This window comes from Streptomyces sp. S.PB5, from assembly GCF_030403745.1.
Classification (GTDB): Bacteria; Actinomycetota; Actinomycetes; order Streptomycetales; family Streptomycetaceae; genus Streptomyces.
In genome coordinates, this window is the sequence record NZ_JAQMWP010000007.1 from 69,518 (window position 1) to 93,953 (window position 24,436).

Annotated in this window: 15 protein-coding genes and 1 pseudogene; 13 read left to right on the top strand and 3 right to left on the bottom strand. The window is 73.6% G+C overall.

The genetic code is table 11. From position 1 onward, the window contains the following. The first annotated feature begins 34 nt into the window (after nt 1–34). Nucleotides 35–763: a class E sortase gene (locus PH203_RS19305; RefSeq protein WP_289921391.1), complete on the top strand. Its 729-nt coding sequence runs from the start codon at nt 35–37 to the stop codon at nt 761–763. Nucleotides 764–814: 51 nt separating this feature from the next. Here PH203_RS19305 and PH203_RS19310 read toward each other — a convergent pair whose 3' ends face one another. Next, nucleotides 815–2,566, bottom strand: coding sequence for a helix-turn-helix domain-containing protein (locus PH203_RS19310; protein WP_289921392.1), 1,752 nt, complete (start codon nt 2,564–2,566; stop codon nt 815–817). A 137-nt stretch (nt 2,567–2,703) separates the two neighbouring features. Between PH203_RS19310 and PH203_RS19315 the strand changes: the two genes are divergently transcribed. The 11 genes from PH203_RS19315 to PH203_RS19365 all read left to right on the top strand — a co-directional run bounded on the left by PH203_RS19315 (nt 2,704) and on the right by PH203_RS19365 (nt 14,912). Continuing rightward, the gene (locus PH203_RS19315) at nt 2,704–4,464 is read left to right on the top strand and encodes an FAD-dependent monooxygenase (RefSeq protein ID WP_289921393.1); all 1,761 of its coding nucleotides are present in this window, start codon (nt 2,704–2,706) and stop codon (nt 4,462–4,464) included. Then, complete coding sequence (locus PH203_RS19320) at nt 4,461–5,312, top strand: intradiol ring-cleavage dioxygenase (protein WP_289921395.1); 852 nt, start codon at nt 4,461–4,463, stop codon at nt 5,310–5,312. The genes PH203_RS19315 and PH203_RS19320 overlap by 4 nt, the downstream gene beginning before the upstream one ends. Further along, nucleotides 5,309–6,403 (top strand): maleylacetate reductase, encoded by a 1,095-nt coding sequence (locus PH203_RS19325; protein WP_289921396.1) that lies wholly within the window; start codon nt 5,309–5,311, stop codon nt 6,401–6,403. The genes PH203_RS19320 and PH203_RS19325 overlap by 4 nt, the downstream gene beginning before the upstream one ends. A gap of 12 nt (nt 6,404–6,415) precedes the next feature. Further along, complete coding sequence (locus tag PH203_RS19330; RefSeq protein WP_289921397.1) at nt 6,416–7,327, top strand: YceI family protein; 912 nt, start codon at nt 6,416–6,418, stop codon at nt 7,325–7,327. A 103-nt stretch (nt 7,328–7,430) separates the two neighbouring features. Then, on the top strand, nt 7,431–8,333 hold the full coding sequence (locus PH203_RS19335; protein ID WP_289921398.1) for an SCO3242 family prenyltransferase: 903 nt from the start codon (nt 7,431–7,433) through the stop codon (nt 8,331–8,333). Between the two features lie 197 nt (nt 8,334–8,530). Beyond that, nucleotides 8,531–9,406 carry a sugar phosphate isomerase/epimerase family protein gene (locus PH203_RS19340; protein ID WP_289921873.1) on the top strand — a complete coding sequence of 292 codons (876 nt, stop codon included), beginning with the start codon at nt 8,531–8,533 and terminating at the stop codon, nt 9,404–9,406. Between the two features lie 52 nt (nt 9,407–9,458). Next, nucleotides 9,459–10,229, top strand: a complete 771-nt coding sequence (locus PH203_RS19345; RefSeq protein WP_289921399.1) for an EboA domain-containing protein — start codon at nt 9,459–9,461, stop codon at nt 10,227–10,229. Then, nucleotides 10,229–11,083 (top strand): TatD family hydrolase, encoded by an 855-nt coding sequence (locus PH203_RS19350; RefSeq protein WP_289921875.1) that lies wholly within the window; start codon nt 10,229–10,231, stop codon nt 11,081–11,083. The genes PH203_RS19345 and PH203_RS19350 overlap by 1 nt, the downstream gene beginning before the upstream one ends. A 7-nt stretch (nt 11,084–11,090) precedes the next feature. After that, nucleotides 11,091–12,275: a metabolite traffic protein EboE gene (eboE, locus tag PH203_RS19355; protein ID WP_289921400.1), complete on the top strand. Its 1,185-nt coding sequence runs from the start codon at nt 11,091–11,093 to the stop codon at nt 12,273–12,275. After that, the gene (locus PH203_RS19360; RefSeq protein ID WP_289921401.1) at nt 12,272–13,648 is read left to right on the top strand and encodes a nucleotide pyrophosphatase/phosphodiesterase family protein; all 1,377 of its coding nucleotides are present in this window, start codon (nt 12,272–12,274) and stop codon (nt 13,646–13,648) included. Before eboE ends, PH203_RS19360 begins: the two co-directional genes overlap by 4 nt. 70 nt (nt 13,649–13,718) lie before the next feature. Next, entirely contained in the window at nt 13,719–14,912 is a 1,194-nt protein-coding gene (locus tag PH203_RS19365; protein ID WP_289921402.1) for a cytochrome P450, read from the top strand. Between the two features lie 32 nt (nt 14,913–14,944). Here PH203_RS19365 and PH203_RS19370 read toward each other — a convergent pair whose 3' ends face one another. Next, on the bottom strand, nt 14,945–16,402 hold the full coding sequence (locus tag PH203_RS19370; protein WP_289921403.1) for a tryptophan 7-halogenase: 1,458 nt from the start codon (nt 16,400–16,402) through the stop codon (nt 14,945–14,947). A 17-nt stretch (nt 16,403–16,419) separates the two neighbouring features. Here PH203_RS19370 and PH203_RS49680 point away from each other — a divergent pair. After that, nucleotides 16,420–16,581 (top strand): annotated as a pseudogene (locus PH203_RS49680) (pentapeptide repeat-containing protein); the annotation flags it as partial. Here the strand turns inward: PH203_RS49680 and PH203_RS19375 are convergent. After that, nucleotides 16,515–24,326, bottom strand: a complete 7,812-nt coding sequence (locus PH203_RS19375) for a type I polyketide synthase (RefSeq protein ID WP_289921404.1) — start codon at nt 24,324–24,326, stop codon at nt 16,515–16,517. The pseudogene PH203_RS49680 and the gene PH203_RS19375 sit on opposite strands and share 67 nt — an antisense overlap. Between the last annotated feature and the right edge of the window lie 110 nt (nt 24,327–24,436).

Genomic DNA, 24,436 nt, shown 5'->3' on the forward strand with positions numbered 1-24,436 from the left:
TCCCAGGGCGGCAGGATGGGGTGAGGTGAGTGCCATGTCCCCAGTCCGCGCCGTCCTCCGCGCCGTCCTCCTCGCCGGCACCGGTATCGCCCTGCTCCTCGGCTGCTCCGGCGGCGGGGGAGCAGGGGGCGACACCGCGACGAGCCGGGGTACGACCGTGTCGGCGACGAGCCCTGCGGGGTCCGCGCCGACGACGGAAGGATCGAAGCCCTCTGCGCCCCCGTCGCCTTCGACGTCCCCGGCTCCTCGGCCGGCGCTGCTCACCATCCCGGCGATCGGTGTCGAGGAGCTGCGCGTCGTCCCGTACGAGGGGACGACGGACGACAGGGCGGGCACCAGGATCCAGAGCCGCGGCGTCGCCGCCAACCCCTACGGCGAGCGCGGCGGCGTGGGTCCCGGCGAGGTCGGCAACTACCTCGTGACGGCCCACCGCCTCTCCAGCGGAGGTCCGCTGCGCCGGCTCCCGGACCTCGACGAAGGGGACTCGGTCCTGGTGACCGTGGGCGGTGCGGTCCACGAGTACGAGATCACCGGCACCAGGAAGACCTCCTTCCGCTCCGCGCGCTCCCTGGCCGAACAGCGGGCGGCGGTTCCGGGGTTCCCCGGCAGGCGCCCCACTCAGGCCATGATCACGATCTCCACGTGTCTGACCCTTGAGGACGACGCCGCCGGGAACTTCTGGCGTGACGAGAACGGCAACCCCGAACACCGCGTCGACAAGATCGGCGTACTGACCGGCACACGGACACCCGAACCTGACTGAAACCCGTGCGGTGGCGCCCGCCGGGGAGTTCGCCACCTGCCGGGTGCCGCGTCAGCCCCGATAACCCCGCAGCTTCCGGTACAGCGTTGCGCGGCCGATCCCGAGTGCCGCCGCCGCGCTGGCCTTGTTGCCGCCGTGCAGGCGCAGCGCCTCCAGTATGGCGGTGCGCTCGGCGCGTTCCATCCGGGTGAGCGGGCGAGGCGCGGGGCCCTCGCGTACCGGGTCGGGCAGTTCGGTGCGGCGGACCGGGCCGGTCATGCGCCGCTGCTCGGCCAGCGCCCGCACCAGATGGGCGAGCTCGGTGAGGTTCCCGGGCCAAGGGTGCTGCTCCAGCGCGCGCAGGGCGTCCAGCGTCCAGGTGAGCGGAGGCTGCCCCGGGGCCGGGCCGGGGGCGAGGGAGGTGAGCAACTCCCTGATGTCCTCCGGTCGTTCACGCAGCGCGGGGAGGGTGACCGAGCGTGCCGCCAAGGTGTCCAGGAGCCGTTGGAGGCAGGGGTTCGCCGGGGTTCCGGGGGTGTAGGTGGCCAGCAGGGGGACGCCCGGACGGGTGTCGAGGAGGGAGTTGAGCGTCGCGGTGTCGGAGGGGGCGAGACGCTCGGCGTGGCGGATGAGGAGAGGGCGGCCCCGCAGCAACTCCTCGACCTCGGGCCCGAGTTCGCCCTCCGCCGCATCCGCGATCAGGGCGTCGGGAACCAGCTCCCGGGCGAGTGTGGTCTTCCCGGTGCCCCGCTCGCCGACGAGCAGCAGCGGCTCGGACGACCCGGCCAGCTCCGTCGCCCGGCCGACCGCGTGCCGCCAGGGCACCGAGCGCCCCGCCGGCCCGATGACGGCCGGCGCCGCCGGTGCCGTGGCCGTGTGCTCCGCCGGCTCCAGTACGGCGACCGCACCGATGACCGAGTCCTGGTGGCGGACCGGGGTGAGGGTGGCGGCAGGGGGATGCGCGTACCCCGCGCCCGCCATGCCGTCGGACGGACCGTGGCCGGTCGCCTTCTCGGGCCGTGCGCATGCCGCCGCCCCGTCCCGCATCAGCGCGACCACCCGCCGCTCCAGCGACTCCAGCCCTTCCGGCGACAGCGATCGGCCCGCGGCCTCGCTGACGAACCGGTTGCGGCCGTCGAGGGCGACGACCGCGCGTCCCTGTTCCCCGGCGGCCCGCAGATACGCGTCCAGCAGCACCCGTTCCGCCGCCTGGGACCGCGCGAGGAGTTCCGCCTCGACGGCGCTCGCCGCGGCCTCGGCGAGCGGTGCCCCCGGGTGCGGGCCGCACTCGACGCACAGCCCGGACGACACCGTCACGGTGCCCAGCAGGTGTCCGCTCTCCGGCGCCCGCACCGGCACACTCACCGCCGAGACGTCCTGCCACAGGTCGAGGAAGTGCTCGGGCCCGTGCACCTCGGCGCGGCGACGGGTGTGCAGCGCGAGGGCCGCGCTGTTGTGGCCGACCACCTGCTCGGAGAGGTCGTGCGGCGAGTGGTCCGGGGTGAACCCGATGGCGCGCAGCACCCGCAGCCGCTCGTCGGTGAGCAGGAGCGTGGTCCGCCCGCTGTCGAGAGTGGGTGCGATGCGCTCCAGCACGGGCCGGGCCGCCGACAGCAACGGGGACACGGGCGGCGGTACGACGGGGGCGGGCGCCGGGACCCGTACGTCGTGGCGTACGCCGAAGAACCGGGCACGCCTCCAGGCGGCGACGATCTCCTCCGGCACTCCGTCCGGCAGCTGCCCGCCCCGCAGGAAGAGCTCGCGGGCTCTGCGCACGGAGGCGAGGGCGGGACGGCGGATCGTGGGGCGCTCTGCGGTGGTCATGGCACCCCTCACCCTACGACGGACGGTTGAATATGCAACAATTACTTGTCTGTCTCTTATTGAGACACCCGTCTTCCGGGTCCTTCATTCATGATCTTGAACAGTTGGTGCCTGTTCTCATTCCCTGGAGCGTCCCCGTGCACACCGTCGAGCCCGATGTCGTGACCGACGTACTCATCGTCGGCAGTGGTCCCGCGGGCGGCGCCGCCGCGCTCGCCCTGAGCACCTACGGCGTGCCCAACATCGTCGTCACGCGCTACGCGAGCCTCGCCGACACCCCCAGGGCGCACATCACCAACCAGCGCACGATGGAGGTGCTGCGCGACCTCGGTGTCGAGGACGAGGTCGTCTCGAAGGCGACCCCCCAGCATCTGATGGGCAACACGACCTTCTGCACCAGCCTCGCCGGCGAGGAGCTGGGGAGGGTCCGCTCCTGGGGCAACGACCCGCTCGTCCAGGCCGCGCACGACCTCGCCAGCCCCACCCGCATGTGCGACATGCCCCAGCACCTCATGGAACCGGTGCTCGTCGACGCCGCCGTCGCGCGCGGCACCCAGCTGCGCTTCTCCACCGTCTACAAGTCCTTCGTCCAGGACGACGACGGCGTGACGGTGACGGTCGAGGACCGGCTGCGCGGCGACGAGTACACCATCCGCGCCAAGTACCTCATCGGCGCCGACGGCGGCCGCAGCCAGGTCGCCGAGGACGCCGGGCTGCCGATGGGCGGCCAGATGGGGGTGGCCGGCAGCATCAACATCGTCTTCGACGCGGACCTCAGCAAGTACACCGCCCACCGCCCGTCCACCCTCTACTGGGTGCTCGCCCCCGGCGCCACCGTCGGCGGCATCGGCGCGGGCCTGGTGCGCTGCGTCCGCCCCTGGAACGAATGGCTCATCGTGTGGGGGTACGACGTCACCGCCGGCGCCCCCGACCTGACGACCGAGTACGCCGAGTCGATCGTCCGCCAGCTGGTCGGCGACGACGACATCCCGGTGACCATCAAGTCGTCCTCGGCCTGGACCGTCAACGAGATGTACGCCGAGACCTACTCCAACGGCCGCGTCTTCTGCGCCGGCGACGCCACGCACCGCCACCCGCCGTCCAACGGCCTCGGCTCCAACACCTCCATCCAGGACTCCTACAACCTGGCCTGGAAGCTCAAGCTCGTCCTCGACGGCACCGCCTCCCCGAAGCTCCTCGACACCTACACCGCCGAACGCGCCCCGGTCGGCAAGCAGATCGTCACCCGCGCCAACAAGTCCATCGGCGAGACCGCCCCGATCTTCGAGGCCCTGGACGGGCTCTCCCCGCAGACCCCCGAGCAGCTGTGGGCCAACATCGCTGCCCGCAAGGAGGACACCGAGGCGGCCGAGAAGCAGCGGGCGCGGCTGCGCGAGGCGATCGCGTTCAAGACGTACGAGTTCAACGCGCACGGCGTCGACCTCAACCAGCGGTACACGTCGGAGGCGGTCGTCCCGGACGGCACCGAGGACCCCGGCTTCGACCGCGACCCCGAACTCCACCACCAGCCCACCTCCCGCCCGGGCGCCAAGCTCCCGCACGCCTGGATCACCTCCGGCACCCGCACCCTCTCCACCCTCGACACCGTCGGACAGGGCCGCTTCACCCTGATCACGGGCATCGGCGGCGCCGACTGGCTGCGGGCGGCCGGGGCCCAGGAGCTGGAGATCGCCACCGCCGTCATCGGGCCGGGCCAGCAGTACGAGGACCCGTACGGCGACTGGGCGCGGCTGAGCGAGGTGGCCGACGGGGGAGCGCTGCTCGTACGGCCGGACGGGTACGTCGGCTTCCGGCACGCCACGGCCGCCGGCTCCGCCGAGGACGCCGAACGCCTGCTGACCGAGGCCGTGCGGCGGATTCTCGGACACGCCCGATGAGCGGCGGATTCACCGAGTCCGTGGTCGACAGCTTCGACGGCACCGCCGATCCCCGGCTGCGCGAACTGCTCGCCGCGCTCACCCGCCATCTGCACGCCTTCGTCCGCGAGACCGAGCTGACCATGGCGGAGTGGGAGCAGGCCGTCGACTTCCTGACGGCGACCGGTCAGACCTGCACCGACACCCGTCAGGAGTTCATCCTGCTGTCCGACGTGCTCGGTGTCTCGATGCTGGTGGAGACCATCAACGGGGCCGAGGGCGGGACCGAGAGCACGGTCCTTGGCCCCTTCCACATGACCGAGTCGCCGGTCCGGGAACTCGGGGCGGACATCGACCTCGTCGGCGGCGGGGAGCCGTGCGTGGTGAGCGGGCGCGTGCTGTCGGCGGACGGTACGCCGCTGCCGGGCGCGGTGCTCGACGTCTGGCAGGCCGACGGCAACGGCTTCTACGACGTGCAGCAGCCGCAGGTCCAGCCCGCCGGGAACGGGCGCGGGCTGTTCACGGCGGACGACGAGGGCGGCTTCCGGTTCCGGACCTGTGTGCCGAGCCCGTACCCGATCCCCACGGACGGCCCGGTCGGCAGACTGCTCCAGGCGACCGGACGACATCCCTACCGCCCGGCCCACATCCACTTCATCGCCACCGCCGACGGGCATGAGCCGGTCACCACGCACATCTTCGTGGCGGGCAGCGAGTACCTCGACTCGGACGCGGTGTTCGCGGTCAAGCAGAGCCTCGTGCAGGACTTCACGGAGACCGACGACCCGTTGCTGGCGCGGCAGTTCGGTGTCCCGAACCCGTTCCGGCATGCCCGGTTCGACCTCGTGCTCAACCCGGTCCGGTCATGAGGGAGTTCGTGTACGAGGCGCAGCCGATGCGGGTCGTCCTGCGGCCCGGCGCCCACGTGACCGCCGTTCCCGGCGAGGTCGAACGGCTGGGGCTGCGGCGGGTGCTGGTGGTCAGCGGGGCGCGGGGGACGGAGCCGGCCCGGGCTGTCGCGGACGCGCTCGGTGACGCCTGCGCCGGGCTGCACGCCGAGGCCCGGATGCATGTGCCCGTGGAGGTCGCCGAACGGGCCGTGGAGGTGGCGCGGCAGGCCGGGGCCGACGGGTGCGTCGCGGTCGGCGGAGGTTCCGCGATCGGCCTCGGCAAGGTGATCGCGCTGCGCACCGGACTGCCGCTGCTCGCCGTCCCCTCGACGTACTCCGGCTCCGAGATGACCCCTGTCTGGGGGCTGACCGAAGACGGCGTCAAGCGCACGGGCCGCGACCCGTCGGTCCTGCCGCGCACGGTCGTCTACGACCCCGAGCTCACCCTTTCACTCCCGGTCGGCCTGTCCGTGACCAGCGGTGTCAACGCGATCGCGCACGCGGCCGAGGCCCTGTACGCGCCGGACGCCTCACCGCTGGTGTCGCTGATGGCGGAAGAAGGGGTGCGGGCCATGGCCGGTGCGCTGCCCGCGCTGGCCGCGGCGCCCCGGGACCTGGACGCCCGCGGGCGTGCGCTCCACGGGGCCTGGCTGTGCGGTGCCGCGCTCGGTGCGACCACCATGGGCCTGCATCACAAGCTGTGCCATGTGCTCGGCGGGACCTTCGGACTGCCGCACGCCGAGACCCACACCGCGGTGCTGCCGTACGCCCTCGCGTACAACGCGCCCGCGGCACCCGAGGCGATGGCGGCCCTCGGCCGGGCCCTCGGCACGGACGACGTCCCGGGTGCCGTGTGGGACCTGGGCAAGCCGCGCTCACTGGCCGAACTAGGGCTTTCGAGAGCCGACTTGAAGCCCGCCGCGCACGCGGTGACCACGCAGGCGTACCCCAACCCGCGAGAGGTCACCGAGGCGGGCGTACTGGCCGTGCTGAGCGCGGCCCACGCGGGCGAACGGCCGCTCGCGGATCTCTCACGAGCCACGACCTCATATGAGACCAACCAGTACTGAAAGGTGATTTCCATGCCCCTCGGACTGCTCCGGCGGCGACTGAAGAATGCCTCCGGAGGCGCCGCAGGCCCCGCGTTTCCGCTTCCGGCCGGCGCGGGTGTCGTCTGCCGCGAGGTCCTGGACCCGGTGAACCAGCCCCTGGGCGGGGCCGACGTGACGGTGACGGAACTCCGCAGCCACCAGGTCGCGGCCCGCGGCACCACGGACCCGTACGGCCTGTTCATGGCCGCCCTGCCGCCGGGCAGCTACAGCGTGATGGTCATGGCCGAGGGGCTTGAACCGCACCGGGAGACCGTCGAAGTCACCGCCGAATCGGGCCTGTTGTCGCAGCGCGTGTGGCTCCAGCCCGCCCGGCAGGCCGAGTTGCCGGTGCCCGGGACCTGGCTCTTCGATCCGCCGCACACCGCGATCCGGTTCATCGCCAAGCATGTCGGCATGGCCCATGTGCACGGCCGTTTCGAACGTTTCGAGGGCGGTATCCAGGTCACCCAGGACATCGCCGACTCCCGGGTCCATGTGCGCATCGACGCGTCCAGCATCACCACGGGCAACAACACCCGGGACAACCATCTGCGCTCGGCCGACTTCCTCGACGTCGAGCATTTCCCGTACATCGACTTCCGCAGCACCCGCTTCGCCTACCGGGGCGGCAGCAAGTGGTCGCTGCTCGGCACGCTCACCATGCACGGCATCAGCCGGTCGGTGTCGCTGGACACGAACTACCTCGGCATGGTCAACGGCGGTTACGGCGAGGAGTTGCGGTGCGCGGCGCTCGCCAAGGCCGAGCTGCATCGCGAGGACTACACGCTCAACTGGCGTTCCATGCTGGCGCGTGGCATCGCCGTGGTCGGTCCGACGGTCCAACTGGAGCTGGACGTACAGGCGATGTACCGCACGCATGACACGCCGACGCCGCCCGAGTAGTTCACCCGGCGGACTCGTGCGGCCCGGTCAGCGCACAAATTCTTCACAGAGGTGTTGGTCAAGAGGATGTCCAAGGGTGAACCATTGGACGTAAGGTCCGATCATGAACGGCCCAAGCGACCGAAGATCTTCCCCTCGACTCGCTGACCTGGCGCAACTTGTCCGGTTACCAGCGGCGTTGAGCGTGCCCGGCGACATCCTGGCAGGGGCGGCGGCTGCGAACACCGGGACGCCCTCACCCCGTGTGCTCGGCACCATGGCCTCGTCCGTCGCCCTCTACTGGGCAGGGATGGCGCTCAACGACTACGCGGACGCGACCGTCGACGCGGTGGAGCGGCCCCAGCGCCCCGTACCCTCCGGGCGCGTCGCCCGCCGCACCGCACTCGCCACCGCCTGCGGACTCACCGCCGCCGGACTGGGCCTCGCCGCCCTGACCGGCGGCCGGCGGGCCCTGGGTGTGGCGGTGCCGCTGACCGGACTGGTCTGGGCCTACGACCTCGGCCTGAAGTCCACCCCGGCCGGCCCCGCCGCGATGGCGGGCGCACGGGCGCTGAACGTACTGGCGGGGGCCGAGCCCGGGCGCCGGGCGGCCGCACTCCCGGCCGCCCTCCTGACCGGCGCGCACATCTACACCGTCACCGCCCTGAGCCGCCACGAGGTCTCCGGAGCCCCGCGTGAGGTGCCCGTCGCCACGCTGGCCGGCAGCACCGCGACCGCCCTGGCGGCAGCGGCACTTCCCGGAGTGCGAAGGCGCGGCAGGGCGGCACGCGTCGGTGCGGTCGCCGGAGCGCTCGGATACCTCTCCTCGTACGGCACCGCCCAGGCGCGCGCGGCCCGTGAACCCTCCGCGACGAACGTCCAGGACGCCGTCGGCACCGGGATCATGTCGCTCATGCCCCTCCAGGCGTCGCTCACCGCGGGCGGCGGGGGAGCGGTCCTGGCCGGCGTGCTGGCCGCGGCACATCCGCTGGCGCGCCGGCTCGCCCGGAAGGTGTCGCCGACGTGAGCGCGCACCACGGCTCAGGGCCCTCGGGCCCGTCCGCCGCTGAGTCCTCGGCATCCGCAGGCGTGACTCCGTTACCGGACGGCGTGCCCTCCGCGCCCTCCGGCGTGCTCCCGAGACCCGACGCTGCGCCCTCGAAGGGCGACGGTGCGACCGGGACACTCGACGACGTGCCCTCCATACCCTCCGGCTCACGCCGGATGCCCGTGGCCGTCCCGCCGCACCCCGCCGAACCCGCGGACCGGCTCCGGTTCGGGTTCGGGACCAACGGCTTCGCCTGCCACCGCCTCGACGACGTCCTGACCGTCCTCGCCGACCTCGGCTACGACTCCGTCGGACTCACCCTCGACCACGGTCATCTCGACCCGTACGCCGCCGACCTGCCCCGGCGGGTCGACCGTCTGGCACAGCGGCTCGACCGGCTCGGTCTCGCCGTCATGGTGGAGACCGGGGCACCGTATCTGCTGGACCCGTGGCACAAGCACCACCCCACCCTGATGTCCGTCCCCGGCGCCGAGCGCCGCGTCGAGCTGCTCGCGCGTGCCGTGCGGATCGCCGCCGACCTCGGGGCGCCGGCCGTCCATCTGTGCAGCGGCCCCGCGCCGCAGGGCGTGCCCGAGGAAGAGGCATGGAAGCGGCTGGCCGCGAGGTGCGAGGAAGTGCTGGACATCGCCCGGGAGCACGGCGTGGCCCTCGGCTTCGAACCCGAGCCGTACATGTTCGTCGACACGGTGGAGCGGGTGCTGGAGCTGCGCCGCCGGCTCGGCGACCCCGGCCTGTTCGGGATCACGCTCGACATCGGGCACGCGCACTGCGTCGAGGAGCGTCCGCTGCTCGACTGTGTCGCGCTCGCCGCACCGCACCTGCTGAACGTGCAGATCGAGGACATGCGGCGCGGCATCCACGAGCACCTCGAACTCGGCGCGGGCGAGATCGACTTCCCGCCCGTCCTGGCCGCGTTGAAGTCGGCCGGGTACCGCGGGCCGGTCTCGGTGGAGATCCAGGGCGCCTCCCTGGACGCACCCGACGTCGCCCGCCGCTCCCTGGAGTTCCTGAAGAGCGCCGAGCCTTCCTGAAGCCGCGGTTTCCCCCTCAGCCGTCAGTTCATCCGAACAGGAGACCTGTGCCGTGGACCCCCACATATCCACCGCCCTCGACCGGCAACTCACCCCCGACGCCCGGCACTGGCTGACGGACGCCGTCGCCCGCGTCGGACAGGACCCGACGGCCGTACGCGCCGTCTTCCCGGCCGTCGGCCGCCGCTGCGGACGCGGACCACTGCTCGCCGACGGGACCGACGGGGTCGGTGGGGTCGACGGAACCGGCCGGGCCGGCGCGCTCGGGTGGACCGTCGCCGACGCCGTCCGCGTCCGGCTCCTCGAGACCCTGCCCCTGCGCGGTGCGGCCCTCGCCGAGGAGATCAGCGGCCTTCACCGCCACGGTGACGCGGCCGAACAGCGGGCCGTCCTGCGGTCGTTGGCCCACCTGGAAAGGGTGGACCCCTCCTTAGCCGCCCTCGTGCTGCCCCTCGTCCACGCGGCGCTGCGGAGCAACGACACCGGCCTCATCGAGGCGGCCCTCGGCCCGTACGCCGCCCGGCACCTGGACGACGACGGCTACCGCAACGCCGTACTGAAGTGCGTCTTCTGCGAGATCCCCCTCCACCGGGTCGCCGGCCTGGCCGAGCGCGCCGACCGTGAACTCGCCCGGATGCTCGCGGACTTCGCCCATGAACGGGTTGCCGCCGGCCGCGCCGTGCCCGCCGACATATGGCCGATCGTGCGCGCCCACCCCGGAACCCTGGAGGCGTCGGGACTGCCCGCCGAGACCGACTCCCCCTCGCCCGACCGCCGAGCCGCCGCCGAACAGGCCCTCGCCGCCTACACCGGAGCCGCATGATGCGCATCTTCGACCCCCACATCCACATGACCTCGCGCACCACCGACGACTACGAGGCCATGTACGCCGCAGGAGTCCGCGCGCTGGTGGAACCCGCCTTCTGGCTCGGGCAGCCGCGCACCTCCGTGGACAGCTTCACCGACTACTTCGACGCGCTGCTCGGCTGGGAGCCGTACCGCGCCGCACAGTTCGGCATCCAGCACTACTGCACCATCGCCCTCAACCCGAAGGAGGCCAACGACCCGCGCTGCACCGGGGTGCTGGACGTCCTGCCGCGCTACCTGGCCAAGGACCGCGTGGTGGCCGTCGGTGAGATCGGCTACGACTCCATGACCCCGGAGGAGGACGAGGCGCTCGCCCGTCAGCTCCAGCTCGCCGTCGAGCACGAGCTGCCCGTCCTGGTCCACACCCCGCACCGCGACAAGGCCGTCGGCACCCGCCGCACCCTCGACGTGGTCCGCGAGTCCGGCATCCCGCCGGAGCACGTCCTCGTCGACCACCTCAACGAACTCACCGTCGGCATGGTCGCCGACAGCGGCTGCTGGACGGGCTTCTCCATCTACCCGGACACCAAGCTGACCGAGGACCGCATGGTGCGCATCCTCCAGGAGCACGGCACCGGCCGGATGCTGGTCAACTCGGCCGCCGACTGGGGTCGCAGCGATCCCCTCAAGACCCGGAAGACCGCCGACGCGATGCTCGCCGCCGGGTTCGACGACGACACCGTCGACCAGGTCATGTGGCGCAACCCGGTGGCCTTCTACGGGCAGAGCGGCCGACTCGACCTGGAAGACGTCAAGTCCGACGACACGGCCCTCTTCCAGGGCAACTCGATCAAACGCGGCGGGGAGTGAACCCGTCGTGCGCTTCCGGCACCCGGACGGCACAGCCGTCCACCTCGCCTACTGCAGCAACGTCCACCAGGCCGAGGACCTCGACGGAGTGGTGGCCCAACTCGCCGCGTACGCCGAGCCCGTGCGGGAATCCCTGGGCGCCGACCTGCTCGGCATCGGGCTGTGGCTGGCCGGTGACGTCGTCACCGAACTGACCGAGCGGCCCGACGCCGTGCACCGGCTGCGCACCGAACTGACCGCGCGCGGCCTGGAGACGGTCACCCTCAACGCCTTCCCCTACGGCGGATTCCACCGTGAGGTCGTCAAACGGGACGTCTACCTGCCCGACTGGGCCGACCCCGCCCGGCTGCGCTACACCCTCGACTGCGCCCGGGTGCTCGCGGGCCTGCTGCCGGACGACGCCCGGCGCGGCAGCGTCTCGACCCTGCCGCTGGCCTGGCGGGCGCCCTGGCCGGCCGCGTCCCGCGACGCCGCGCGCCGGGCCGCCGACCGACTCGCCGTCGGGCTCGCCGACCTGGAGCGCGACACGGGCCGTACGATCCGGGTCGGCTTCGAGCCCGAACCCGGGTGCGTGGTCGAGAACACCGTCCAGGCCGTCCGGGAACTCGGGGGAGTGGACCCCGAGCGGCTCGGCATCTGCCTGGACACCTGCCATCTCGCCGTGCAGTTCGAGGAGCCGGACGCGGCACTGCGCCGGCTCGCCGACGCCGGGCTCCCGGTCGTCAAGGTGCAGGCGTCCAGCGCCCTCCAGGCCGACGACCCCACCGATCCCGAGGCGCGGCAGGCGCTCGCCCGGTTCGCCGAACCCCGCTTCCTGCACCAGACGCGTACCGCCCCGGACGGCACCGTCACCGGCGTCGACGACCTCCCCGAGGCCCTGGCCGGCGGCCTCGACCCCGGCTCGCCCTGGCGGGTCCACTTCCACGCCCCCCTGCACGCCGACCCCGAACCACCGCTCAGCACCACCGCGCCCGAACTGACCTCGGCCCTGGGCGCGTTGCTCGGCGGACCGGAGGCGGTCTGCGACCACATCGAGGTCGAGACCTACACCTGGTCCGTCCTGCCCGAACACCTGCGGCCCCACGACCGCGAGGGACTCGTCGCGGGCCTGGCCGCCGAACTCGCCTGGGCGCGCGACCGGTTCGGGGAACTCGGCCTCAAGCCCCTCTCAGGAACGGAGTGCGTCTCATGACCAGGATGGTCGTCCTCGACATCGTCGGCCTCACCCCGCGCATGCTCCAGCACATGCCCGCCGTCTCGGCCGTCGCCCGACAGGGCTTCCAGGCCCGCCTGGGCACCGTGCTGCCCGCCGTGACCTGTTCCGTCCAGTCCACCCTCCTCACCGGCGCCCCGCCCTCCGAGCACGGCATCGTCGGCAACGGCTGGTACTTCCGCGACCTCGGCGAGGTCTTCCTGTGGCGCCAGCACAACGCCCTCGTCGGCGGCGAGAAGATCTGGCACACCGCGCGCAAGGCCAAGCCGGACTACAAGGTCGCCAACGTCTGCTGGTGGTACGCCATGGGCGCCGACGTCGACCTCACCGTCACCCCGCGCCCGATCTACTACTCCGACGGCCGCAAGGAACCCGACTGCTACACCTGGCCGCCCGCCCTGCACGACGAACTCACCACCAGGCTCGGCGAGTTCCCCCTCTTCACCTACTGGGGACCCAACGCGGGCCTGCCCTCCAGCCAGTGGATCCTCGCCGCCGCCCGCCAGATCTTCGACGAGCACCGCCCCGACCTCACCCTGGTCTACGTCCCCCACCTGGACTACGAACCCCAGCGCACCGGCCCCGGCTCCCCGCAGACCGCCCGGGAGGCCCGCCGCCTGGACGAGGCCCTGCGCCCCCTCCTGGAGCACTTCGAGCGCGAGAACGCCACGGTCGTGATCCTCAGCGAGTACGGCATCGCGCCCGCCTCCCGCCCCGTCGACATCAACCGCGCCCTGCGCCGGGCCGGACTGCTTCAGGTGTACACCCAGGACGGCATGGAGTATCTCGACCCCTGGACCTCCCGCGCCTTCGCCGTCGCCGACCACCAGATCGCCCACGTCTACGTCCGCGACCCCGCCGACACCGAGGCCGTGGCGAAGATCGTCGCCGAACTCCCCGGCGTGGACCAGGTGCTGGACGAACAGGGCAAGGCGGCCCACGGGCTCGACCACAAACGGTCAGGAGAGCTGGTCGCCGTGGCCGACCCCGACGCCTGGTTCACGTACTACTACTGGCTGGACGACGACCGGGCCCCGGACTTCGCACGCCAGGTCGAGATCCACCGCAAGCCCGGATACGACCCCGCCGAACTCCTCTACGACCCCGCCGTACCCGCCGTGAAGGCCCGCGCCATCGGTCAGGTCGCCCGGAAGAAGGCGGGCCTGCGCTACCGCATCCAGACGGTCCCGCTCGACCCGTCCGGAGTGCGCGGCAGCCACGGCCGTCTGCCGCGGGACCCGCTGGACGCCCCCGTACTGCTCTGCTCGCGCCCCGAGGCCGCGCGCGACGAGATCGACGCGACCGACGTCAAGGCCCTGCTGCTGACGCTGGCCGGCCTCGACACCCCCTGAAACCCCCGCCCCCCGAACCCCCGACCCCTCGACCCCCCGAAAACACCCGAGCACCGGAGCCCCCCACCCCATGCGCCCGACCGACACCCCTCCGCCCCTCCCCAGCTCCCGCCCCCTCCTCGACCCCGCCGCCGAGTACGGCCGATGGACCGAGGAGCGCCCCCTCGCCCGGATCAGCCTCTGGGGCGACACCCACCCCTGGCTCGTCACCCGGCACGAGGACGCCTGCGCGGTCCTCAGCGACGCACGGTTCAGCTCGCAGAACGTCCGGCCCGGCTTCCCCGGCCTGCAGCCGACCCCGCCGCCGGTCACCCCGGGGCAGCTGTTCGCCATGGACCCGCCGGACCACACCCGGCTGCGCCGCATGCTGATCCCCGAGTTCACCTTCCGCCGGGTCGAGCAACTGCGGCCCGCCATCCGGAACATCACCGCCGAACTCCTCGACGGCCTCGCCAAGCAGGACCAGCCGGCCGACCTGGTCGAGCACTTCACCCTCCCGCTGCCCCTCCTGGTGATCTGCGAACTGCTCGGAGTGCCGTACGAGGACCGCGACTTCATCAACACCCACGCCGCCGCCTTCGCCACCGTCACCGCCGGACCCGAGGCCATGCGCGCGGGCTGGGGCGCGCTCTTCGGCTACCTCCAGGAACTCCTCGCCGCCAAGTCCCGCACACCCGGCGACGACCTGATGAGCAAGCTCGCCACGGAACGCGTCGCGACCGGCGAGTGCAGCCCCGCCGAGGCGGCCGGCATGCTTGTCCAGCTCCTCATCGCCGGACACGAGACCACCGCGAGCATGCTCTCCCTCGGCGTCGTCGCCCTGCTCCGCCACCCCGACCAGCTGGCGGCACTGCGGGCCGACGAGGAGCTCGTGCCGGGCGCGGTCGAGGAACTGCTGCGCTATCTGACCGTCGTGCACATCGGACTGCGCCGCATCGCCACGGAGGACGTCGAGGTCGGCGGTGTGACGATCAGGGCCGGCGAGGGTGTGGTGGTCGCCCTGCAGGCCGCCAACCGCGACCCCTCCGTCTTCGGTGACCCGAACACGCTGGACCTCACCCGTGACGCGGGCCGGCACCTGGCCTTCGGCCACGGCCTCCACCACTGCCTGGGCCAGTCCCTGGCGAGGGCCGAGCTCCAGATCGCCCTGCCGATGCTGTTCGACCGGCTGCCGGGGCTGCGGCCGGCCGGTGCGGAGGCGGAGGAGTACGCGTTCGCGGGACGGGCGATCCACGGGGTGAGTGAGCTGCCGGTGGCCTGGTAGCCGGGTGACCGGTCCCGCGAGGGGACCCGGGTTCAGTCCTTCACCCAGGACAGTCCGTCCGGTGTGACGGCCAGTCCGCCGGGGGCGGCCGGGCCCGGGTCGTCCAGCGGGCCGCCGTACAGCGCCTGCTCCTGAAGGTCGTTGCCGGTGCGGAAGGTCTCGCCGACGACCGGGGCGGACAGCAGCGGGTTGACGCGGCTGTCCGAGTCCGCCAACTGCCCGACCGCACCCTCGAGTTGCGCAGCGGACGCCTCCCAGTCCGTCCGCACCACCGCCGTGTCCCGGGACACCAGGCCGCCCGCCAGTTCGGCGAACGCGGCGGCCTCGCCGAGGTCCACCTTCGTGATCTTCTTCGCCGACCAGAAGTACGAGTCCTCGTTGCGCTCCATGTCGTAGAAGGAGATGAGGAAGTCGTAGAACACGCGGTACTCGCGGCGGTAGCGGGCCTCGAACTCGGCGAAGCCGCGCTCCTCGGGCACGCTGCCGTCCAGCGCCGAGTTCACCGACCGGGCGGCGAGCAGCGCACCGTAGGTGGCCAGATGGACCCCGGAGGACAGCACCGGGTCCACGAAGCACGCGGCGTCGCCGACCAGCGCCATGCCCGGCGTCCAGAAGGACTTCTTCCAGTACGACCAGTCCCTGCGCACCCGCACCCGGTCGTACGGCGCCTCGGTCGCCTCCGGCACGCCCGCCACCAGCCGGCTCACCTCCGGGCAGGCCGCGATCATGTCCCGCCAGGCGCCTCGCGTGTCGCGCTGGACGGCCGGTGTGTGCTCGGGGGAGATCACCGCACCGACACTCGTCAGGTCGTCGCGCAGCGGGATGTACCAGAGCCAGCCCGCGTCGAACGCGGCGCAGAAGATGTTGCCGCTGTTCGGCTCGGGCAGCCGGGCCCCGCCCTGGAAGTAGCCGAACACCGCGAGGTTGCGGAAGAAGTCGGAGTACACCCGCCCGCCGCCGACCCCGCCGTGGAGCCGGCTGGTGTTCCCGGACGCGTCGATGACGTGGCGGGCGTACGCGGTACGGGAGTTGCCGTCGGTGTCGGTGTACTCGACGCCCCGCACCCGCTCGTCGTCGGCGACGACCCGGCGTACCGTACTGCCCTCGCGGACCTCGGCACCGGCCCGCCGGGCCCCGCGCAGCAGGATCTCGTCGAAGCGTGAGCGCTCCACCTGGAAGGCCGTCGCGGTCGGCTCGGGCACCCGCGGGGTCATCGCGAAGGAGAACTGCCACGGCTCCGGATCACGGCCCCAGCGCAGGGTGCCGCCGCGCTTGAGGGTGAAACCGGCCTGCTGCACCTCCTCGGCGACACCGAGGATGCGGCACAGCCCGTGCACCGTCGCGGGCAGGAGCGACTCACCGATCTGGTAGCGCGGGAAGGTCTCCCGCTCCAGGAGCAGGACCCGGTGCCCGCGCTTGGCCACGACGGTCGCGGCGGTCGAGCCGGCCGGCCCACCGCCGACGACGATCAGGTCGTACTCCTGGGTCATGCGGCAACTCCTCTTTCTGCGGTGCGGTCTTGCGTGATGCGGTCTTACGTGGTGCGGTCTTGCGTGGTGGGGTCTTCCGCGGTGTGGTCCTGAGCGGTGCGGTGCAGGCGGCTCATGCCGTCAGCCAGGCGCGCATCGCCGCGGCGGTGGTGTCGGCGTCGTGGTGGACGAGCGTGTAGTGGTCACCGGGGACGTCGACGGTCTCGGCGGTGCCGTGCGCGAGCGGCCAGTCCGGGCGCCAGTCCCCGTCCGGATCGTTGCGCAGCATCTGCGCGGTCGGCCGGCCGCGCACGAGCAGGGTCGGGACCGGCGACGGCTCCGGCTCCCAGTTCTCCAGCACGCGCGCGTACCCCCCGCCCGCGATCAGCAGCGAGTCCTCGAACTCGGCGACGACCTCGTCCGGCAACTCCGCCCCGGCGGCCATCAGCGCCAGCGCCCGCTCGTCGTCCCGGCGCAGCACGCCCCTGTGCGCGTCGAGCAGGATCAACCCCGCCGGAGCCCGCCCGGCCGCCGCGAGCTCATGCGCCACGGCCTGCGCGATCGCACCCCCGGCGCAGAATCCGACGAGCACGACCGGCGCGTCCGGCGACAGCGCGCACACGGTGTCGGCATGCGTCCGCACGACCGCCGCCGCGCTCTGAGGTACGGCCTTCCGCTCGCCGAGCCCGGGGTGCTCAAGGAGGAACAGGTCCCGCTCGCCGTCGAACTGCTTGGCGAGTCCGGCCGGGGTGCGGTGGTACGGCGTGAGGTAGTCCGGGATGTACACCAGCGGCGTCCCCCGGCCCCGCGCCAGCCGGACCGGGGCGACGGTGTACCGGGTGCGCTCGGACAGGGAGAAGGACGCGAGGGCGTGGGACGCGAGGTAGCGCAGCCCCATCGCCTCCACCGGGCCGCGTTCGCGCAGCACCCGGTGGTAGAGCGTCCCGAAGCCGTACGAGGACGGCTCGTCCGCGTCGGCCACGGGGGCGCCCTCGGCCTCGGTGCCCGGCAGCACACCGCGCAGCACCTCATGGACGTGCGCGGCCAGCGCGGGTAGCGTCGGATGGTCGTACACGACGGTGGACGCCAGCCGCACGCGCGTGAACGCGCTGAGCCGGTTGCGGAGCTGCACCGCCATCAGCGAGTCGAAGCCGAGCTCCCCGAACTCGCGGTCCTCGGGGAGCGCCGACACGTCCTCGAAGCCCAGCAGCAGGGCCAGTTCGGCGCGGATCAGCTCGACCAGCACGGCCTCCCGCCCGGGCACCGGAACGGTGGCGAGCCGCTCACGCCAGGCGCCGGGTGCCTGCGGGGCGGCGGTCGCGGCGGCTGCGGCCGGTGCCACGGCCGGACGCTTCGGCACCAGATCCCTCAGGACCGGCGGGGTGACCGGTCCGCCGAGGGCCTTCAGGTTCAGCGGGAGCGGCACGAGCACCGGCTCCGGGGTCCGCAGCGCCCGGTCGAGCAGTGCGACGCCCTCCTCCTCGCCGACCGCCAGGATCCCGCCGTCGCCGAGCCGGTGCGCGGGGACCTGGGCCGCCATGCCGGTGTCGTCGGCGGTCGTCCAGGGGCCCCACGCCAGGGACTGCGCGGGCAGCCCGTGGGCGATGCGATGCCGGGCGAGCGCGTCCAGGAACCCGTTGGCGGCCGCGTAGTTGGCCTGCCCGGGGCGGCCCAGCACACCCGCGGCCGAGGAGTAGAGCACGAACGCCGACAGCCCGAGCTCCTTGGTGGCCTCGTGCAGATGCCAGGCACCGTCCGCCTTCGGCGCGAGCACGGTCGCGAGCCGCTCGGGAGTCAGGCCGTCCACGACTCCGTCGTCGACGACTCCGGCGAGATGGAACACCGCGGTCGGTGCGGGCCGGCAGGACGCGACGAGCGCGTCGACGGCCGCGCGGTCGCTCACCTCACAGGCCACCGCCCGCACCTGCGCGTCGAGTCCGGCGGCCCACTCGGGAGAACGGCCACCCCGACTCGCCACGACCAGGTGCCGGACGCCGTGTTCGGCCACGAGATACCGGGCGAGGCTGGCGGCGAGCGCTCCGGTGCCGCCGGTGATCAGGACGGTCCCCTCCGGATCGAGGGCGGGCGCCGCTGTCCCGGGCTCCACCGCGCTCAGCCGCGGCGCGAGGACGACGCCGTCCCGGAGGGCGACCTGAGGTTCGCCGGTGCGCAGGGCCGCGTCGAGGTCCGCCGGGGAGGCGGTGCCGCCACGCCGGTCCACCAGCACGATCCGTCCGGGGTGCTCGGACTGGGCGCTGCGGACGAGCCCGGCGACCGCGGCCTCGGCCGGGTCGGGGTCGTCGCCGGTGGCGTTGTGGGTGAGCACCAGGAGACGGCCCGGGCGCGCACCGGCGATCCAGTCCTGCAGGGCGGTGAGGGTGGCGGCGAGGAGGGTTCGTACCCGGGCGGGCGGGTCGGTGTCCTCGGCGAGGCCGGTCCGGCCGGCCGGGGCGGTGTCCAGGTCCGTGGCAAGGGTGACGGCTTCCCCGTCCGGGCTCGCCGTGCCCGGCTCGTCGGTCTTCCCGACCAGGGTCGCCAGGTCGAGCAGCTCGTGCCGGGTGTCGCCCGCACCGCCGGGGGCCGAGGGCCGCCACGCCAGGCCGTACAACTCGGCGCGGGCACCGGGCCGCCCGCCGGGCAGCACCCGCGTGACCAACGACTCGACGGCGGCGATCGGCTGCCCGGCGGGGTCGGTGAGGGTGACCCGCAGCTCGTCCGGGCCCAGGCGCTCCAGGTGGGCGCGTGCGATGACCGCGCCGGTGGCGTGGACCGTCAGCCCGGCGCAGGTGAGCGGGACCCGCGCCTCGCCCGGGCCCTCGGCGAGCAGCGCGGCGTGCAGGGCCGCGTCGAGCAGCGCGGGATGCAGGGTGTACGAACCGGCGGTCGCCGCTTCCCGCGGCGGCAGGGCCAGTTCGGCGAACAGCGACGTCCCCTTGCGCCACAGCCGGGTGACAGCGCGGAACGCCGGCCCGTAGTGATGGCCGTGCTCGGCGAGCCGCTCGTAGTCGACCGGCAGCTGCTCGGCACCGGCCGGCGGCCACACCCGGAACGGCACGACGGGCGCCGCGCCGACGGGCGCGACGATCGCGGTGGCGTGCCGCGTCCACGCCTCGCCGGACCGGGAGAAGACGGTGACCGGCCGGTTCCCCGCCTCGTCCGGACCACCGGTGACGACCTGCACGCTCACCTGCTCCGACTCCGGCAGCTCCAGCGGCTCCCGGAAGGACAGCTCGGTCAGCCGGACCGGACCGGAGGTCCCGGCCGCATGGCAGACCAGCTCGGCGAACGCCGTCGCGGGCACCAGGACCCGCCCGTCGATCGCATGGTCGGCGAGCCAGGACTGCCGTACGACGGACAGCACCCCCCGGTGCCGTACGCCGGGGCCGTCGGCGTCCGGCTGCGGCTCGCCCAGCAGGGGATGGCGGGTCGGCGCGGAGTGCCGTACCGCGTTCAGCCAGTACCGCTGCCGCTGGAACGGGTACGTCGGCAGCGGATGACGACGGGCACCGCTGTCGGCGTAGACGGACGGCCAGTCGACCGTGACGCCGTGCACATGGAGCGCGGCGAGCCCGGCGAGCGCTGCGCGCGCGTCGGTGAACGGCGCGAACACCGCTCCCGCGTCCGGCGCGACGCAGTCCTCCGCCGCCACACTGAGCGCGGCGGCGGGACCGGCCTCGACGAACGCCGTGACGCCCGCCTCCGCCAGCCAGTCCACCGCGTCGGCGAAGCGGACGGTCTCGCGGGCCTGCCGTACCCAGTAGCCGGCGGTGGCGAGCGCGTCGGGCTCGGGGCGGCCGGTCACCGTGGACACCACCGGCACGGACGGCGGGCGGTAGGTCACGGTCTCGGCGACCGCACGGAACTCGTCGAGCATCGGGTCGAGCAGCGGGGAGTGGAAGGCATGGCTCACCCGCAGTGCGGTGCTCCGGCCGCCGAACGAACCGGCCAGCGCGGTCACCGCGGCTTCGTCGCCGGACAGCACGACCGACGCCGGGCCGTTGACCGCGGCGATCGCGACCCGCCCCGCCGTCCCGCCCAGCCGCCGCGCGACCTCCGCCTCCGGCGCCCGCACCGCGACCATCGCACCGCCGGCGGGCAGCGCGGCCATCAGCCGGCCCCGCGCGGCCACCAGCCGGACCGCGTCGCCGAGCGAGAACACACCCGCGAGATACGCGGCCGTCAGCTCGCCGACCGAGTGGCCCACCAGATAGTCTGGCCGCACGCCCCACTGCGCGAGCAGCGTGTGCACGGCGACCTCGAAGGCGAACAGCGCGGGCTGGGCGTAGTCCGTGCGGTGCAGCAGGCCGCTGTCGGCGTCGTCGATGACCTCCCGCAGCGGCCGGTCCAGCAACGGCCGGAACCACTCGCACACTTCGGAGAAGGCGGAGTCGAACACCGGGAAGGCCGCTGCGAGTTCACGGCCCATCCCGATCCGCTGGGTGCCCTGTCCCGCGCAGAGCAGCGCCAGCCCGGGCCTGCCGCGCACGGTGTTCCTCAGCAGTGCCGGACTCTCCTCGCCCCGCGCCAACTGCCGCAGGCCGTCGAGCAGTTCGGAGACGTCGGCACCCGTCACACAAGCGCGGCGCGGCAACGCGGTCCTGGTCGTCGCCAGTGAGTACGCGATGTCCGGCGCGGCTTCGTCGGTCGCGTCCGCCAGTGCCGCCGCGAGCTTCGCGGCGTGCGCCCGGAGTCCCGCCTCGTCGCTGCCGCTCACCAGCCAGGAAGGCGCGGGCAGTTGACGCGCGGGTCCCTGGCTCCAGGACCCCGTCCCGGCCGTGCCGTCCGCCTCCGACGGCTCCTCGATGATCACATGCGCGTTGGTGCCGCCGATTCCGAAGGACGACACGGCAGCCCGGCGCGGCCGGTCGCGCTCAGGCCACGGACGTGCCCGGTCGAGCAGCCGTACCGCCCCCGCCGACCAGTCGACGTGCGGCGACGGCCGCTCGGCGTGGAGCGAGCGGGGCAGTTCGCCGTGGCGCATGGCCTCGATCATCTTGATGACGCCCGCCACGCCCGCCGCGGCCTGCGAGTGCCCGAGGTTCGACTTGACCGAGCCGAGCCACACCGGGTCGGCCGGGTCGCGGTCCTGACCGTAGGTGGCGAGGACCGCGCCCGCCTCGATGGGGTCGCCGAGCGCGGTGCCCGTGCCGTGCCCCTCGATCACGTCGACGTCGGCCGGGCCCAGGCCCGCGTCGGCCAGCGTCAGCCGGATGAGCTCGCGCTGGGCCTCGCCGTTGGGGGCGGTCAGGCCGTTGGAGGCGCCGTCGGAGTTCACCGCGGACCCGCGCAGCACGGCGAGGACCGGGTGGCCGCCCCGCCGGGCGTCCGACAGCTTCTCCAGCAGCACCAGGCCGACGCCCTCGGCCCATGCGGTGCCCTCGGCGCCCTCCGCGAACGACCGGCAGCGGCCGTCGGCCGACAGGCCCCGCTGACGGCTGAACGCGATGAACGGCTGCGGACTCGACAGCACCGTCACCCCGCCGGCCAGCGCGAGCGTGCACTCGCCCGCCCGCAGCGCCCTCGCCGCCAGGTCCATCGCGACCAGCGACGACGAACACGCCGTGTCCAGGGTGATGGTGGGGCCGCGCAGCCCCAGGACGTACGAGATCCGGCCCGAGGCCAGACTGCCCGCCGAGCCGATGCCGATGTGCGACTCCAGCTCGTGCGGTGACAGCCCGGTGCCGTAACCGGCGTGCATCAGACCGACGTACACCCCGGTGCTGGAGCCGCGCAGCGACGGCGCGGGGATCCCGGCGCGCTCCAGCGTCTCCCAGGCGACCTCCAGGAGCAGCCGGTGCTGCGGGTCCGTGGCCAGTGCCTCGCGCGGGGAGATGCCGAAGAAGAGCGGGTCGAAGTCGGCCGCGCCGTCCAGGAATCCGCCACGGCGGGTGTACGTGGTGCCGAGCCGGTCGGGATCCGGGTCATGGAGGGCGTCGAGGTCCCAGCCTCGGTCGGCGGGGAAGTCGCCGGTTGCGTCCACGCCGTCACGGACCAGCCGCCACAGGTCCTCGGGGGCGCTCACCCCGCCCGGGTAACGGCAGCCGACGGCCACGATCGCCACCGGGTCGGGGTCGGGGCCGCGGCGCGGAGCGGTGGTGGCGGGAGCCGCGGGAGCCGGTGCGTCGCCGCTCATCCGGGCGTCCAGGTAGGCGGCGACCGCCGCCGGGTTCGGGTGGTCCCAGACCAGGGTCGCCGGAAGCCGCAGCCCGGTGCGGACGCTGAGGCGGTGCCACAGCGTCATGGCGTCCAGCGAGGTCAGCCCGAGATCGGCGAACGCGGTGCCCGGGTCGGCCGCCGCACCCCGGATCGCCTCGGCCTGGGCGCACACCAACTCCGTGAGTGCGGAACGGCGTTCACCGGCCGTCAGTGCGGCCAGCCGTGCCAGGTCCGGGGCCGGCGGCCGCTCGGCCAGCGTCTCGCGCAGCACCGCACGCCGCGGCTTGCCCGCCGCCGTGCGCGGGACGGCCGGGGTGAACAGGACCTCCTCGGGCACCTTGTGCGCCGACAGCACCGCGGCGCACCCCCGCAGCAGCCCGGCCGGGTCCAGCGACTGCTCCGCCGGGACCACGAACGCCACCGGGACCTCGCCGAGCAGCGGATGGGGCCGGGCCACCACGGCGGCGTCCAGCACCCCGGGCAGAGCGCGCAGCACCCGCTCGACCTCGGCCGGGTCGACGTTCTCACCGCCGCGCACGATCCGGTCGCCCAGCCGTCCGGTGACGGTCAGACAGCCGTCGGTGCCGAGCCGGCCCAGGTCGCCCGTGCGGTACCAGCCGTCGCGCACGGCATCGGCGCCGGCCTCGGGCCGGTTGTGGTAGCCGAGCATGACACCGGGCCCGCGCACCCAGATCTCACCCTCGCCGGGCACCGCATTCCGTCCGCTCCCGGCCGCGGCCACGTCCAGGCCGCTGTCGGGAGCGACCAGCCGAACCTCCATGCCGGGCAGAGGAGTTCCGCTGCCGCCCGGCACCCGGGGCCCGCTCAGCGACTCCATGGCGATCTTGCCGCAGGTCTCGGTGGAGCCGTACCCGTCCAGGAGCGGCGCCCCGAACCGCCGCTCGACCTCCTGCCGCAGCTCCGCGTCGCTCGGTGCCCCCGCGGTGACGCACACCCGCAGCGAGGGGACCGCGCCGAGGCCGCTGTCGAGCAGCTGGCGGAAGGTGAGCGGTACACCGCCCAGCACCGTCGGCTCGAACTCGCCGAGCAGCCGGACCAGTCGGGCCGGGTCCGGGGCGGAGGTGATCCGGGCGCTCGCCCCGGCCACGGTCGTGCCGAGCACACACAGGGAGTGGGCGTAGGTGTGGGCCAGGGGCAGCGGCCAGAGCACGCGATCGGTGTCCGTGAGCCCCAGCCGCGGCAGATAGCAGGCGAACGAGGACCAGAGCGCGGAGCGCTGGCTGGACACGGCGGCGGTGGGCGTCCCGGAGGTGCCGGAGGTGTAGAGCAGCCAGGCCGGCTCGTCCAGCCCGAGGTCGTCCCGGGGAGTCGCCCGGCCGTCGAGCACGAGGTCCTCGAAGTGCCGGACGTCCTGCGGCACTTCACCCTCGCCGATCACCACGAGCCGCACCGGCCGCCCCGCGACCATCCCGGCGATCCGGGGCAGCCGCCGCTGATCGGTGACCACCACGGCCGGGTCGCAGTCGGCCAGCAGCTGCGCGAGCTCGGCGTGCGTGGCGCGCGGGGGCAGCGGCACACCGACCGCCGCCGCACGGACGGTGGCCAGCAGTCCCTCGACCAGCTCCACGCCGTTGTCGAGGCAGAACGCCACCCGGGTGCCGCGCTCCACCCCGAACCCGGCCGCCAGACGGGCGGTACGACGGTCCAGTTCGGCCCAGCTCACACCGCGCCGGTCGTCGGCGAAGGCGAGCTTGTCGCCGTGTCGCGCGGCGTTCTCCGCGAGCAGCTCCGCCACCGGCCGCACCATGACCGTCTCCGCCGCACCCATCGGGCCTCCTGTCAGGGGGAGTCCGCACCGCGGCGGATCTTGCAGCAGCGTACGTCGCCGACCGCCAACCGTGGCCGATACCCGGCCAGTTGAGCGGCGGCGGCATTCGG

Excerpts from the sequence above, each read along its gene's own strand:
- PH203_RS19305 (WP_289921391.1), top strand. The coding sequence starts at position 35 with ATGTCCCCAGTCCGCGCCGTCCTCCGCGCCGTCCTCCTCGCCGGCACC.
- PH203_RS19310 (WP_289921392.1), bottom strand. The coding sequence starts at position 2,566 with ATGACCACCGCAGAGCGCCCCACGATCCGCCGTCCCGCCCTCGCCTCC.
- PH203_RS19320 (WP_289921395.1), top strand. The coding sequence starts at position 4,461 with ATGAGCGGCGGATTCACCGAGTCCGTGGTCGACAGCTTCGACGGCACC.
- PH203_RS19325 (WP_289921396.1), top strand. The coding sequence starts at position 5,309 with ATGAGGGAGTTCGTGTACGAGGCGCAGCCGATGCGGGTCGTCCTGCGG.
- PH203_RS19330 (WP_289921397.1), top strand. The coding sequence starts at position 6,416 with ATGCCCCTCGGACTGCTCCGGCGGCGACTGAAGAATGCCTCCGGAGGC.
- PH203_RS19335 (WP_289921398.1), top strand. The coding sequence starts at position 7,431 with ATGAACGGCCCAAGCGACCGAAGATCTTCCCCTCGACTCGCTGACCTG.
- PH203_RS19340 (WP_289921873.1), top strand. The coding sequence starts at position 8,531 with ATGCCCGTGGCCGTCCCGCCGCACCCCGCCGAACCCGCGGACCGGCTC.
- PH203_RS19350 (WP_289921875.1), top strand. The coding sequence starts at position 10,229 with ATGCGCATCTTCGACCCCCACATCCACATGACCTCGCGCACCACCGAC.
- PH203_RS19360 (WP_289921401.1), top strand. The coding sequence starts at position 12,272 with ATGACCAGGATGGTCGTCCTCGACATCGTCGGCCTCACCCCGCGCATG.
- PH203_RS19365 (WP_289921402.1), top strand. The coding sequence starts at position 13,719 with ATGCGCCCGACCGACACCCCTCCGCCCCTCCCCAGCTCCCGCCCCCTC.
- PH203_RS19370 (WP_289921403.1), bottom strand. The coding sequence starts at position 16,402 with ATGACCCAGGAGTACGACCTGATCGTCGTCGGCGGTGGGCCGGCCGGC.
- PH203_RS19375 (WP_289921404.1), bottom strand. The coding sequence starts at position 24,326 with ATGGGTGCGGCGGAGACGGTCATGGTGCGGCCGGTGGCGGAGCTGCTC.